Origin of the sequence: Nocardia transvalensis NBRC 15921, from assembly GCF_000308875.1 — a bacterium.
GTDB classification, from domain to species: Bacteria; Actinomycetota; Actinomycetes; order Mycobacteriales; family Mycobacteriaceae; genus Nocardia; species Nocardia transvalensis.
In genome coordinates this window covers 19,467-32,576 of sequence record NZ_BAGL01000006.1, presented here as the reverse complement: position 1 = coordinate 32,576, position 13,110 = coordinate 19,467, and the positions used below count along the sequence as shown (strand labels likewise).

The 13,110-nt window shown below is 68.4% G+C and carries 13 protein-coding genes; 6 read left to right on the top strand and 7 right to left on the bottom strand.

Annotated features, from left to right (window positions below; all coding sequences use genetic code 11):
* Positions 1 to 137: 137 nt before the first annotated feature.
* Positions 138 to 989 (bottom strand): ABC-2 transporter permease, encoded by an 852-nt coding sequence (locus tag ON41_RS03540; RefSeq protein WP_174411288.1) that lies wholly within the window; start codon positions 987 to 989, stop codon positions 138 to 140.
* Positions 986 to 1,975, bottom strand: a complete 990-nt coding sequence (locus tag ON41_RS03535) for an ABC transporter ATP-binding protein (protein ID WP_051160925.1) — start codon at positions 1,973 to 1,975, stop codon at positions 986 to 988. Before ON41_RS03535 ends, ON41_RS03540 begins: the two co-directional genes overlap by 4 nt.
* A gap of 127 nt (positions 1,976 to 2,102) precedes the next feature.
* On the opposite strand from ON41_RS03535, the gene ON41_RS03530 reads away from it, so the two are divergent.
* The 6 genes from ON41_RS03530 to ON41_RS03505 all read left to right on the top strand — a co-directional run bounded on the left by ON41_RS03530 (position 2,103) and on the right by ON41_RS03505 (position 6,108).
* On the top strand, positions 2,103 to 3,323 hold the full coding sequence (locus ON41_RS03530) for a sensor histidine kinase (protein WP_040745063.1): 1,221 nt from the start codon (positions 2,103 to 2,105) through the stop codon (positions 3,321 to 3,323).
* The gene (locus tag ON41_RS03525; RefSeq protein ID WP_040745062.1) at positions 3,320 to 3,988 is read left to right on the top strand and encodes a response regulator; all 669 of its coding nucleotides are present in this window, start codon (positions 3,320 to 3,322) and stop codon (positions 3,986 to 3,988) included. Before ON41_RS03530 ends, ON41_RS03525 begins: the two co-directional genes overlap by 4 nt.
* Positions 3,989 to 4,073: 85 nt before the next feature.
* Positions 4,074 to 4,529 (top strand): YfbM family protein, encoded by a 456-nt coding sequence (locus ON41_RS03520; RefSeq protein WP_157185340.1) that lies wholly within the window; start codon positions 4,074 to 4,076, stop codon positions 4,527 to 4,529.
* 93 nt (positions 4,530 to 4,622) lie between these two features.
* Entirely contained in the window at positions 4,623 to 4,898 is a 276-nt protein-coding gene (locus ON41_RS03515) for an SHOCT domain-containing protein (protein ID WP_040745061.1), read from the top strand.
* 31 nt (positions 4,899 to 4,929) lie between these two features.
* Complete coding sequence (locus ON41_RS03510) at positions 4,930 to 5,727, top strand: LLM class flavin-dependent oxidoreductase (RefSeq protein ID WP_040745060.1); 798 nt, start codon at positions 4,930 to 4,932, stop codon at positions 5,725 to 5,727.
* Between the two features lie 108 nt (positions 5,728 to 5,835).
* Entirely contained in the window at positions 5,836 to 6,108 is a 273-nt protein-coding gene (locus tag ON41_RS03505) for a hypothetical protein (protein WP_040745059.1), read from the top strand.
* A 330-nt stretch (positions 6,109 to 6,438) separates the two neighbouring features.
* On the opposite strand, the gene ON41_RS03500 is transcribed toward ON41_RS03505, so the two are convergent.
* The 5 genes from ON41_RS03500 to lysS all read right to left on the bottom strand — a co-directional run bounded on the left by ON41_RS03500 (position 6,439) and on the right by lysS (position 12,997).
* Complete coding sequence (locus ON41_RS03500) at positions 6,439 to 7,209, bottom strand: phytanoyl-CoA dioxygenase family protein (RefSeq protein ID WP_040745058.1); 771 nt, start codon at positions 7,207 to 7,209, stop codon at positions 6,439 to 6,441.
* Positions 7,210 to 7,428: 219 nt separating this feature from the next.
* Positions 7,429 to 9,972 (bottom strand): ATP-dependent Clp protease ATP-binding subunit, encoded by a 2,544-nt coding sequence (locus ON41_RS03495; RefSeq protein ID WP_040745057.1) that lies wholly within the window; start codon positions 9,970 to 9,972, stop codon positions 7,429 to 7,431.
* 253 nt (positions 9,973 to 10,225) lie between these two features.
* Positions 10,226 to 10,849 (bottom strand): FHA domain-containing protein, encoded by a 624-nt coding sequence (locus ON41_RS03490; RefSeq protein ID WP_040745056.1) that lies wholly within the window; start codon positions 10,847 to 10,849, stop codon positions 10,226 to 10,228.
* A gap of 200 nt (positions 10,850 to 11,049) precedes the next feature.
* Entirely contained in the window at positions 11,050 to 11,415 is a 366-nt protein-coding gene (locus ON41_RS03485) for a histone-like nucleoid-structuring protein Lsr2 (protein ID WP_040745055.1), read from the bottom strand.
* A gap of 115 nt (positions 11,416 to 11,530) precedes the next feature.
* Positions 11,531 to 12,997 (bottom strand): lysine--tRNA ligase, encoded by a 1,467-nt coding sequence (gene lysS, locus ON41_RS03480; RefSeq protein WP_040745054.1) that lies wholly within the window; start codon positions 12,995 to 12,997, stop codon positions 11,531 to 11,533.
* Between the last annotated feature and the right edge of the window lie 113 nt (positions 12,998 to 13,110).

The following is a 13,110-nucleotide window of genomic DNA, read 5'->3' as shown; positions in this document are numbered from 1 at the left end:
TTTTGGCCGGAATCCACCTTGGTACAGTGGATTCCGGCCAAAAGCGTGCCGGAAAAAGGGCGGCTGGTGTGAGTACGCGGCGGGTAGGGCCGCTGGTGGGAGTAGAGCGGCGAGCGTGAGTAGGGCGGCGGGTGGGTTCAGGCCATGTCGCGGCGGCGGATCAGGGCTATCGTGCCTGCGGCGAAGAGGGCGATGTAGATGCCGAGGACCAGGGCGGATGCCGGGCGGGAGAGGATGTCGAGGACTCCGGGGGTCGCCGAGCCGCCGGCGGTGCGCATCGCGCCCGCCAGGGAACCGGCGGCGGTGCCGGGCAGGTGGTCGGTGATCACGCCGATGGGGGTGAAAATCGACGCCACGCCGCGGAGCAGGTTCTCCACCACCAGCACCCACACCAGCCCGAGGCCGACCGCGAGCGCCGGACCCCGGGCGATCGCGCCGATCAGCGCGCCCGCCAGCGTCCACATGCCGAGTATGGCTGTGCCCGTGAGGATTCCGGCCAGAGAGCGACCGGCAGAGGGCAACGCCAGAGCCTGATGCTGCAGGGTCCCGATCAGTGCGGCCACGCCGAGGTCGATCACGAAAGCCGCGCACACGAGCCCGACCACCACCACGGCCAGCGCCGCCACCGACCCGCCGACCACGGCGATCCGCGAGGGCCCCTGGGTCAGGACGGTCTTCCAGCTGCCCCAGCCGTAACCGCTGCCGATGACCAGCGCACCGAGCACCAGCATCAGCGCCCCGCCGAACATCGCCATGCCCTGGGTGAACACCTCGGGCACGGCCGCCGGGAGCATCAGCTGCATCAGCACGTCGCGGGGCTGGCCGTTGGACATCCGGGTGCTGTCGCCGGAGGTGTAGGCCAGATAGTTGAACAGGTAGGCGAAGGTCAGGTTCAACAGAATCCACGTGCCGAGCAGGATCCAGAACGCGGGCCACCGACGCAGCCGTGCGAATTCCGCTCTGGTGCACGCATACAGGTCGCTGATCATGCCGTGGTCTCCACTTTCGTCATCTCGAAAAACACTTCTTCCAAGGACTTCTCGTCGGTGCGCAGCTCCAGCAGATCCGCACCCGACTCGATCACCGCGCGCGCCACCACCGGCGCCGTTGCCGTACCGGCATCCACTCTGATGCCGGCGGCGGTCAGCAGCGCGGATCGATCGCCCACCACCCGCCGGACGGCCGGATAGGCCAGCTCCACCGGTTCGGCCCGCAGGAAAAGCGTTGCCGCGCCGCGCAATTCGCTCACCGTGGCCTCGGTGAGCAGGCGGCCCCGCGAGATGACGCCGACGCGGTCGCAGATCTCCTGCACCTCGCTGAGCAGGTGAGACGACAGCACGACGGTGTGCCCGTCGGCGGCTAATCCGGTGATGAGCTCGCGCATCTCGGCCATACCGGCCGGGTCGAGCCCGTTGGTGGGTTCGTCGAGGATGAGCAGGTCCGGGTGGCCCAGCAGCGCCGCGGCGACGCCCAGCCGCTGCTTCATCCCCAGGGAGTAGGCGCGAAACTTGTCGCCCGCGCGGTCGGTGAGACCGACCCGGTGCAGCACGTGCTCCACATCCTCGTGCAACGCGCGGGCGCTTCGGGTACGCCTGCCCCCGTCCGGAGGCACACGGCCGTCGGATGTTCCGCGGTAACGGGCGAGTACGCGCAGGTTGTCCCGGGCCGAGAGGTACGGGAAGAAGCCTGGCCCCTCGATGAGAACGCCGATGCGCCGCAGTGCCTTCGGGTCGCCGGGCGCGCTACCGAGCACCGCGGCGGTGCCGGAGCTGGGGCGGATCAGGCCGACCAGCATGCGCAGCGTGGTCGTCTTCCCCGCACCGTTGGGGCCGAGGAATCCGTAGATCTCGCCCCGGCGCACGGTCATGTCCACGGCGTCGACCGCGGTGTGCGCGCCGTAGCTCTTGGTGAGGGCCTCAGTAGTCACCACGGCATCCGCCGGGGTGGAGTCGCTGTGCCGTACCGAATCGTTCATGTCATCGAGAATCCGCCCGCGACCAGGGTCGACACATCCGCCGCGCAGCGCGACCCGGCATACGTATCCGGACGTAATTCGCCGCGCGTAGCTCCCGTTCGCCCCAGTGCGGCGCTACCGTGCGAGTGTGGAGTCGAGGGTGCGGCCGCGCGGCCGGGATGTGCTGGTGGCGGTGATCGTCGCCGCGGTGCAGCTCGTCTTCGGCAGGCTGGCCAACCTGCATCAGGACACGGCCCGCGACATGGATGTCCTCGGCCTGGTCCTGCTGGCGGCCGGGCCGGTGCTGCTGGTGCTGCGGCGCGCCTATCCGCTGCGGGTGTTCGTCGGCGTGCTGGCGGTGACGGCGGCGTATCTGCTCGCCGGATACGGCTACGGGCCGATCTTCCTGTCGCTGGTGATCGCCTTCCTCACCGCCGCGAGCCGGGGCTCGCGCTGGTACACCTACCCGTTCCTGCCGCTGGGCTATCTGCTGATGGTGTGGCCGGTGCCCGCGCTGCGCGGATTCTCGACCAACGGGTGGCAGGTGGTCGGCCTGCTGGCGTGGCTGGCCGTCCTGGCCGGGGTGGCCGAGGGCATCCGGCAGCGGCGCGCCGTAGCGGTGGCGCGCCGGCAGCGCGCCGAGGCCGCCCGCGCCAACGAGGAGGCCGAACGCGCCCGCGAGCTGGCCCGGCGCGAGCAGCGCGCCACCGAGGAGCGCCTGGCCATCGCCCGCGAACTCCACGACGTGCTCGCGCACAGTTTGTCGCTGATCAACGTGCAGTCGTCGGTGGCGCTGGAGCTGCTGGACCGGAAGCCGGAGCAGGCGGCGACGGCGCTGGCCGCGATCAAACAGGCCAGCCGCGACGCCCTCGGCGAGGTGCATACGCTGCTGCGGTCCATCCGCGCGGGCGCGCAGACACCGGCCGCGCCGATGAGCCCGGCCGTCGGCATCTCGGACCTCGACGCGCTGCTCGATCCCGCCCGCTCGGCCGGGCTGACGGTGCGCAGCGAGATCCGCGGGGACCCGCAGCGGCTGCCCGCGGTGCTCGACAGCGCGGCCGCGCGCATCGTCCAGGAGTCGCTGACCAATGTGCTGCGGCACGCGCCGTCCGCGGAAGCTGTTGTCACCGTGGACTTCTCGCCCGGAACCCTATCGCTCACCGTCGACAACACGCCTCCGCCGGATTGTCCACACGTATCCACAGGCGCCGAGACAACCGAAAGTATCGGCGGCAACGGCATTCCCGGCATGATCGAACGCGCGCACGTGCTGGGCGGCGAACTCACCGCCGCCCCGCGCTCCGACGGGGGCTTCCGGGTCCGCGCCGACCTCCCCATCCCTCACCTCGAAACCCGGGACGGCTCATGACATCTCCTATTCGCGTTGTGGTGGCCGACGATCAGGCGCTGGTGCGCGGGGGCTTCGTGGCGCTGCTGGACGCGCAGGACGGCATCGAGGTGGTCGGGGAGGCCGACAACGGCGAGCAGGCCGTGCGGATGACCAGGGAACTGCGTCCGGACGTTGTGCTCATGGACATCCGGATGCCCGTGCTGGACGGCCTCGCCGCCACCCGCGAGATCGCCGGGGACGCTGGGCTTTCCGCGGTGAGGGTGGTAGTGCTGACCACCTTCGAACTCGACGAGTACGTCTTCGAGGCCATGCGTTCGGGTGCGACGGGATTTCTCGTCAAGCACACCGAACCCGCCGACCTGGTCAAGGCGGTGCGAGTGGTGGCCGCGGGCGATGCGCTGCTGTCCCCCAGCGTGACCCGGCGGCTGGTCTCCGAATTCGCCACGCGGGCCAAACCCGCACCTGCTGCCGAGCTGACCGAACTCACCGACCGCGAGCGCGAGGTGATGACGCTGGTCGCCGAGGGTCTCACCAATGCCGAGATCGCCGGGCGGCTGTTCCTGAGCCCCGCCACGGCCCGCACGCACGTGAGCCGGATCCTGTTGAAGCTCAACGCCCGCGACCGCACCCAGCTGGTCGTGATGGCCTACGAATCCGGCCTGGTACGCCCGGGATGGCAGTAGGCGCCCGACGAATCTGTCGGTGCCCGGGGCTACCGTCGTGAGCGATACACCGTCCGCTGGAGCGATTGGGGGATCTGCGATGGGCATGGTGATGGAATTTCACCGGGTGACACAGGCCGAGCTGGACCGTATCGGCGCGAATCCGGAGAATGTGCACGAATTCCTGTGGGGGCTCGACCGGGAGGGGGAACCGGACGGCGACCTCGACAAGGCGTGGGACGGGCTGCGCTACCTGTTCGAATCCGCGAAGCTGGATGTCGACCTATTCCTGGACGGCCGCTCCGTACCCTCCGACAGCACCCTGAGCGCGTGGGACGCCGACCTGGTCCGCCGCACCGCGGAGCTGTTGCGCGGCACGCCGTTCGACCAGCTCGCCCACCATTTCGACCCCGAGGTGATGGCGGCGGAGAACGTCTACCCCACCATCTGGCACGAGGGCGACGACGCGCTGGACTACCTGCGCCAGAACTACGACCAGCTGGTGCGGTTCTTCGACTTCGCGGCGGCCGGCGGTTCCGGGGCGATCATGTCGTTCGGCTGAGCGGCCGGGCCCCGGGACTACGCGCGCAGACGTACGCCGGGAGTCGCCCGTGCGCCGATGTCAGGGCCGGTCGATCGGAACAGGCTGGAGGACATGAACATCTACGCACATCCCGAGGCCCTGACCTTTCTGGCCGACCACTACGACGGCGACTGGCACCCCTGGCCGTTCTTCTGGATCTTCCCGGTCGTGTTCTGGCTGGCCGTGATCGGCGTCATCGTCGTCTCCCGGCGGGCGCGGTGGCGCGACCGCGGCATCGGAACGCTGCGCACGGCCTTCGCGCGCGGCGAGATCGACGAGGACCAGTACCTGACCCGGCTGGAGGTGCTGCGGCGCACGCGACGCCCGCGCCGGGCCGACAACCACTGATACGACACCCTTTTCGCCCGCGGAGGACGATATGACGACCATCCGATTCGCCACCATGCAGGTGCCCCGGTCCGGAGCCGATTGGGTCCGGGCCGCCCGCGCCGCCGAGGAGCAGGGCTACCACACCCTGCTCCTCCCCGACACCCTGAACACGGCCTCGCCCTTCCCCGCCCTGGCGGCGGCCGCCGCGGTGACCGGTGAGCTTCGGCTGCGGCCCAACGTGCTCGCCGCGCCGCTGCGCCCGGTGGCCGGGACCGTGCGGGAAACCGCCGCGCTGCAACAGCTGTCGGACGGCCGCTTCGAACTGGGGATCGGCATCGGTCGCCCGGACGCGGCCGCCGAGGCCGAGCGGCTGGGCCTGCCGTGGGGTTCGGCTACCGAGCGCCGCGCCCACCTCGCCGCCACGGTGGCGGCGGTACGTGCCGAGGTGGATCCGGCGCCGCCCGTGGTGATCGCCGCCTCGGGCCCGCGCGGGCTGGCCGCCGCGGCCGAGATCGCCGACCGGATCCTGGTGGCCCTACTCCCGCATGCCACGGAGGAGGATCTCGCGGCGGTCGTCGCCCGCGTGCGCGACCACACCAACCGGCCCGTGGCCTTCAGCAGCCAGCTGGTGGGCATCGGCGACCGGATGCCGCGCTGGCCCGGTTCCTGGCAGGTCCCGTCCCCCGCGGAACTACGCGCCGCGGGCGCGGTCGGCCTCCTCCCCGAAAACCCGGCCGAGGCCGCCGACCTCTTGCTGCACCGCCGCGAGAAGTACGGCATCGACGAGCTGATAGTCCCGGGCGACCTGTCCGAGGCCTTCGCGCCGATGCTGGAAAGGCTGCGCTGAACCGAGTGGGGAATCAGGGTGCGGTTCCGGGTGATTCCCGATGCCGCGGCGGGCGTTGTTCCGGAAGGCTGGTTGCCGTAGCCGGATATCGCGGAACAGGAGATCGAGATGCTCGTGCCGATCGTGTCGGTGACGTTCATCGGACTGCTCGTCGGAGTGTTCGCCGGTGCGGTCGTGCAGCACGCGCGGCCCGCCCGTGCGGCGCTGACCGGGCTGTTCGGCGCCTTCGCCGGTGCGCTGGCGGGCGCCGGGATCGGAACTCTCCTGGGGCCGGCACTGCCCGCCGGCCACTACGCGGCCCTGCTCGGCTACACAGGTGCGGTGCTCGGCGCCTTGGCCTTCGTCACCACACCGGAGCACCGCACCGCCCCTCGCCGCTGAACCGCCGGACACCGAGCCCGGCGGTTCAGCGCAGGCCGCAAACCCAGCACTTCACCACAGGCCGCAAACCCAACGGCTCAGCACAAGCCGCAACCCAGCAGTTCAGCGCACGCCGCAAACCCAACGGTTCAGCGCAGGCCACAAGCCCAGCACTTCACCACAGGCCGCAAACCCAACGGTTCAGCACAGGCCGCAAACCCAACGGACCACCACAGGCCACAAGGCCCAACGGTTCAGTGCAGGCCGCACGCCGGGCGGTTCAGCACTGAACCCGAGCCCAGCGGATCAGCGCAGGACGCCTGGGCCACGGAACGCACCGGGCCGGGAAGTTCAGCGGAGGCCGCGCAGGATTGCCTGCTCCACAGGGGAATACGCGTTGTCGGGTCGGTTGAGTACGTAGGGTTCGCGGGAGAGTAGTGGTGGCTGGGCCATGAATTTGGGGCGGCCATTGCGGTTGGGCTGGGCGGCGTGCACCAGGAACGGGTGGCACAGGTAGACGTCGCCGGCTCGGCCGGTGGCCGCCACCTGCGGCAGGTCCTCGGTCGCGGCGAAGACGTCGACGAGTTCGATCACCTCGGCTCCCGCTTCGCCCAGCGGTTCCAGCGCCCGCGGCAGCCGCAGGTGGGATCCCGCCCGGATCCGGGTCGGCGCGTCCTGCGGGCCGACATCGGAGAACAGGAACAGCATGAGCAGCGCGCGGCCCTTCGACCACAGATTGACGCGCCACCGCAGCGGATTGTCCGGGACATCCCCCATGAAGCTCGCGTCCACGTGCCAGCCGTCGTCGGCGGGCGGGTCCGCGCTGGGGAACCGAATGGGAAAGGTGCCCAGGCCCGCTCGCGGCAGCCACCGCCCCTTCCCGACCAGCTGATCGAAGGCCTCGTGCAGCGCGGGTGCGTTCACCGCCCGCCGGAACGGCTCCTCGGCATGTTCGCCCAGCCGGATCACCGGCTGCGTCCACGTCGCCGGATCCTCCGGATCGCACCCGGTCGCGCGCCAGAGGACAGCGCGCCCGGCCTCGGCGACCTCCCGGGGAAATGCCTGCTCGACCCGAACGACGCCGTCCGCGACGAAAGTCTCGATCTGGGTCTCGGTAAGCACGGGGTCCTTTCGACGGCAGCCGGGCTCGACGATGCCTCGAGCGCCCTACCGTCCGCCACCGATTTTCGGCCCACACCGGCCCACCGACTCCGTACCTACAACTACCCACCGGCGCATTTCGGGTGGGTAAGACACGCGAAAGCCCCGCTCCTGCAAATGACCTGCAAGAGCGGGGCTTTCGGTTGCTACGCCTTCCGGGAGCGGACTCCCGGTGGATGATTACTCGCCCGAGGCCTTGGCTTCGCCGGCGAGCACCTCGACCGGCTGTTCCTCCTCCTCGGCGGGCTTGGCCGGCTTGGCGCGGCCCGCGAAGGTGAACTTGGCATCCTCGCCGGCGCCTTCGCCGTCCCAGTTCTCGACGTCGACCTCGACGATCTGACCCGCGCCCAGCTCGCCGAAGAGGATCTTCTCCGACAGCTGGTCCTCGATCTCGCGCTGGATGGTGCGACGCAGCGGGCGCGCACCGAGCACCGGATCGAAGCCACGCTTGGCGAGCAGGCTCTTGGCCTGGTCGGTCAGCTCGATCTCCATGTCCTTGTTCCGCAGCTGCGTGGCGACGCGGCCGATCATCAGGTCCACCATCTCCACGATCTGCTCCGTGGTGAGCTGGTGGAAGACGATCACGTCGTCGATGCGGTTGAGGAACTCGGGGCGGAAGTGCTTCTTCAGCTCGTCGTTGACCTTGAGCTTCATCCGCTCGTAGTTCGAGCCCTCGCTGTTGGACTGGGTGAAGCCCAGACCCACGGCCTTGGAGATATCCGAGGTACCGAGGTTGGAGGTGAAGATCAGCACGGTGTTCTTGAAGTCGACCGTGCGGCCCTGACCGTCGGTGAGGCGGCCGTCCTCCAGGACCTGCAACAGGGTGTTGTAGATCTCCTGGTGTGCCTTCTCGATCTCGTCGAACAGCACGACCGAGAACGGCTTGCGGCGCACCTTCTCGGTGAGCTGGCCGCCCTCCTCGTAGCCGACGTAGCCCGGAGGGGCGCCGAACAGCCGCGAGGCGGTGAAGCGGTCGTGGAACTCGCCCATGTCGATCTGGATGAGCGCGTCGTCGTCGCCGAACAGGAAGTTCGCCAGCGCCTTGGACAGCTCGGTCTTACCGACACCGGACGGACCGGCGAAGATGAACGAGCCCGAGGGACGCTTCGGATCCTTCAGACCGGCGCGCGTACGGCGGATGGCCTTCGACACGGCCTTGACCGCGTCCTCCTGGCCGATGATCCGCTTGTGCAGCTCGTCCTCCATGCGGAGCAGACGGGTGGTCTCCTCCTCGGTGAGCTTGAACACCGGAATACCGGTCCAGTTGGCCAGCACCTCCGCGATCTGCTCGTCGTCGACCTCGGCCACGACGTCCAGATCACCGGAGCGCCACTGCTTCTCGCGCTCGGCCCGCTTGGCGACGAGCTGCTTCTCCTTGTCGCGCAGCCGCGCGGCCTTCTCGAAGTCCTGCGCGTCGATCGCGCTTTCCTTCTCCCGGCGCGCCTCGGCGATCTTGTCGTCGAATTCGCGCAGGTCCGGCGGTGCGGTCATCCGGCGGATGCGCATCCGGGCGCCCGCCTCGTCGATGAGGTCGATCGCCTTGTCCGGCAGGAACCGGTCGTTGATGTAGCGGTCCGCCAGGGTGGCGGCAGCGACGAGAGCGCCGTCGGTGATCGACACCCGGTGGTGCGCCTCGTAGCGGTCGCGCAGGCCCTTGAGGATGTTGATGGTGTGCTCGACCGTCGGCTCGCCCACCTGGACCGGCTGGAACCGGCGCTCCAGAGCGGCGTCCTTCTCGATGTACTTGCGGTACTCGTCGAGGGTGGTGGCGCCGATGGTCTGCAGCTCGCCGCGGGCCAGCTTCGGCTTCAGGATCGAGGCCGCGTCGATCGCGCCCTCGGCCGCGCCCGCACCGACCAGCGTGTGCAGCTCGTCGATGAACAGGATGATGTCGCCGCGGGTGTTGATCTCCTTGAGCACCTTCTTCAGGCGCTCCTCGAAATCACCGCGGTAGCGGCTGCCCGCGACCAGGGATCCCAGGTCGAGGGTGTAGAGCTGCTTGTCCTTCAGCGTCTCGGGGACCTCGCCGTTGACGATGGCCTGCGCCAGGCCCTCGACCACGGCGGTCTTACCGACACCGGGCTCGCCGATCAGCACCGGGTTGTTCTTGGTGCGGCGCGACAGCACCTGCATGACGCGCTCGATCTCCTTCGAGCGGCCGATGACCGGGTCCAGCTTGCCCTCGAGCGCGGCCTGCGTCAGGTTGCGGCCGAACTGGTCGAGCACCAGCGAGGTGGACGGGGTGCCCGTCTCGCCGCGGGCGCCGGATTCCACCGGCTCCTTGCCCTGGTACCCGGACAGCAGCTGGATGACCTGCTGACGCACCCGGTTGAGATCGGCACCCAGCTTGACCAGGACCTGCGCGGCGACGCCCTCGCCCTCGCGGATCAGGCCGAGCAGGATGTGCTCGGTGCCGATGTAGTTGTGGCCGAGCTGCAGCGCCTCGCGCAGGCTCAGCTCCAGCACCTTCTTGGCACGCGGGGTGAAGGGGATGTGACCGGACGGCGCCTGCTGGCCCTGCCCGATGATCTCCTCGACCTGGCTGCGCACACCCTCCAGCGAAATGCCCAGGGACTCCAGGGACTTCGCCGCGACACCCTCACCCTCGTGGATCAGGCCCAGCAGGATGTGCTCGGTGCCGATGTAGTTGTGGTTGAGCATCCTGGCTTCTTCCTGGGCCAGGACAACGACCCGCCGCGCGCGGTCGGTGAACCTCTCGAACATCGCTCCCTCACTTCCTGCTCCGCTTTCCACGGCTGTCCGGCGCCTCGGTCGACCGATTGCCAGCCTGCCATGAAGCCCTGGGGTTGCATCCCCCGACTCCACTCTAGTGGCCGGGGATCACGCCCGTCGTCCGTCCACCCTATTGCGAACCGGCGACAGTGCGACTCATTCAGTCATAACGCGACCGTTGCCGAGAACGTTTCGGCAGGACGTACGCCCACAGCGAACAGGCGGATCGCCCGTCCCCAGGGGGTTACAGGTCACGTTCGGAGATGATCCCGCTCTGCATGGCCAGCATGGCCAGCCGCACGCGCTTCTGGTTCTGGGGCAGATCCTCCACTCCGAACTTGGAGAACAGCGTGCGCATGTGGGTCTTGATGGCGTCCACGCTCAGGAACAGCTCGTCGGCGATGCGCTGGTTGGGGGCGGGCGTCGCGAACCCGGCGTTGTTCTTGTAAGGACGGCACAGCGCGATCAGCACGGACCGCTGGGTATCGGTCAGCGAACGCAGCGTCGGCAGCGAGCCGGTGGAGGTCCGGGTGGCGTCGTCGGCGACGCCGGTGAAGTCGTGGAACGACAGCAGCGAGGTGCCCACCCGGATGCGGTCGCCGGGGGCCAGCCGCCGCCGGCCGACCAGTCGTTCCCCGTTGACGAAGGTGCCGTTGCGCGAGAGTCCGTCGTCCACGATCGTCCAGTGCGCGCCCAGGTACTCCACCGAGGCGTGCAGCCGGGACACCTCGGCATCCCAGGACAGGGTCAGGTCGGCCTGCTGCGAGCGTCCGATCGTGACGCGCTGGTCGTCGGGAGAAAGCGCCAACTCCTGCTGGCGGCCGGTCTCATCGATGAACCGCAGGAACGATCCGTGAAATGCGGTCACTGCGCCGATCCCTCAACTCTCCACTCAGCCAGCGACGTCGTTCGCACGATTCCATGGTGCCGCGCCACCCGCAGCCGAGCAAGATCACAACACTCGCCTCGGAAGACAAACTCCGTCCATCGGTTATGCGGATTCGATATGAAAATACCGCTGCCGTCCGGACGGCGCACGATTCCTCCGGACGGCAGCGGCGAATGCGACTAGTTCGCCCGGCCGACTTCCTTGTTGTAAGCCTCGGTAATGTCCGCGGAGATACGACCGCGCGCGGAGACCTTGTGTCCCTTGCGGCGCGCCCATTCCCGAATTGCCGCGCTCTGCTCGCGATCCATCGATACCCGGCTCTTCGGCGCGCCCGCACCCGCACCGGCGGGCTTGCTCCGCCGCCGACCGCTCACCCGGCGCGCGTTGGTGACCCACTGCTCCAGCCCGTCCCGCAGCTTTGCCGCATTTGCCGCGGACAAGTCGATCTCGTACGACACACCGTCGATCGCGAACTCGATGGTCTCGTCCGCGATGGACTCACCGTCGACATCGTCGATCAGGCTAACGGTGACCTTCTTTGCCATGAGATGAACGTCCTCTCGAAATCGTGCGACCCGCATAGTAGGCCGATGCCCGAGTTGAGAATACCTCGAATTCCGAGATTTCCAAGACGAGACTTCGGCATTCGATTCCGACGGCTCAGCGAGCGGCCGGACGCACAATTGGGAACAGTATCGTTTCCCGGATTCCCAGACCCGTCAAGGCCATCAGCAACCGATCGATTCCCATACCGGTGCCAGTTGTCGGCGGCATACCATGTTCCATCGCGGCAAGGAAGTCCTCGTCGAGCCGCATGGCCTCGTCGTCACCCTCGGCCGCCAATCTGGCCTGATCGATGAACCGCTCACGCTGAATCACGGGATCCACCAGTTCCGAATACCCCGTGGCCAACTCGAAGCCGCGGACATACAGATCCCACTTCTCGGTCACTCCCGGCTTGCTGCGATGCTGCCGGGTCAGCGGGGACGTCTCGACCGGGAAGTCACGCACGAAAGTCGGTGCGTACAGCTTGTCGCCGTTGGTATGCTCCCACAGTTCCTCGACGAGTTTGCCGTGGCCGTAGCCCTTACCCTGGGGAATTTCCAGCCCCACTCGATCGGCCAGCGCCAGCAATTCCGGGACGGTCGTTTCGGGCGTGACCTCGACGCCCAGCGCATCCGACAGCGACGGGTACATCTCGACGGTGTTCCACTCGCCGCTCAGGTCGTATTCGGTGCCGTCGGCCAGCGTCACGACCTGGGTACCGAAGACCTCCTGGGCCACCTCCTGTACCAATTCCCGCACCATCCGCGCGGAATCGTCGTAGGTGCCGTAAGCCTCATACGTTTCCAGCATCGCGAACTCCGGCGAATGCGTGGAGTCGGCGCCCTCGTTACGGAAGTTGCGGTTGACCTCGAAGACCTTCTCGATACCGCCGACCACGCAGCGCTTGAGGAACAACTCCGGCGCAATACGCAGGTAGAGGTCCATATCGAGGGCATTGGAGTGGGTGACGAACGGGCGCGCGGCGGCGCCGCCGTGCAGCGTTTGCAGCATCGGGGTCTCGACCTCGAGGAAACCCCTGCGCTCCAATGCATTTCGCACCGCGCGCACGACCCGCACCCGGGTCCGGGCCATTTCCCGGGCCTCCGGGCGCACGATCAGGTCGACATACCGCTGCCGGACCCGGGACTCCTCGTTCATCTCCTTGTGCGCCACCGGCAGCGGGCGCAACGACTTGGCCGTCATCGACCAGGAATCGGCCATGACGCTCAATTCACCGGTGCGTGAGGAGATCACCTCGCCGTGCACGAATACGAAGTCGCCGAGGTCGACATCGGACTTCCAGGCCGCCAGTGCGTCGGCGCCGACACCGTTCAGGCTGATCATCGCCTGCAGCTTGGTGCCGTCGCCCTCCTGCAGCGTCGCAAAACAGAGCTTGCCGGTATTTCGCATGAATATGACGCGTCCCGCGACGCCGGCCCGCAGCCCGGTGGCGGTATCGGGCGCCAGGTCGGGATACGCGGCGCGAATTTCCGCCAGGGTGTGTGTGCGCGGCACCACAACGGGATAGACCTCGCCGCCCTCGGCCAGCAGCCGATCGCGCTTCTCCCGGCGAATCCGCATCTGCTCGGGAACGTCGACTTCCGCTGCGGCAGGACGGGTTTGCCCCGCAGGAACCGGGCCCGCGGTGCTACCGGTCGAAGTGTTCGGGGTGCTCACAGCGAACTACCCTATCG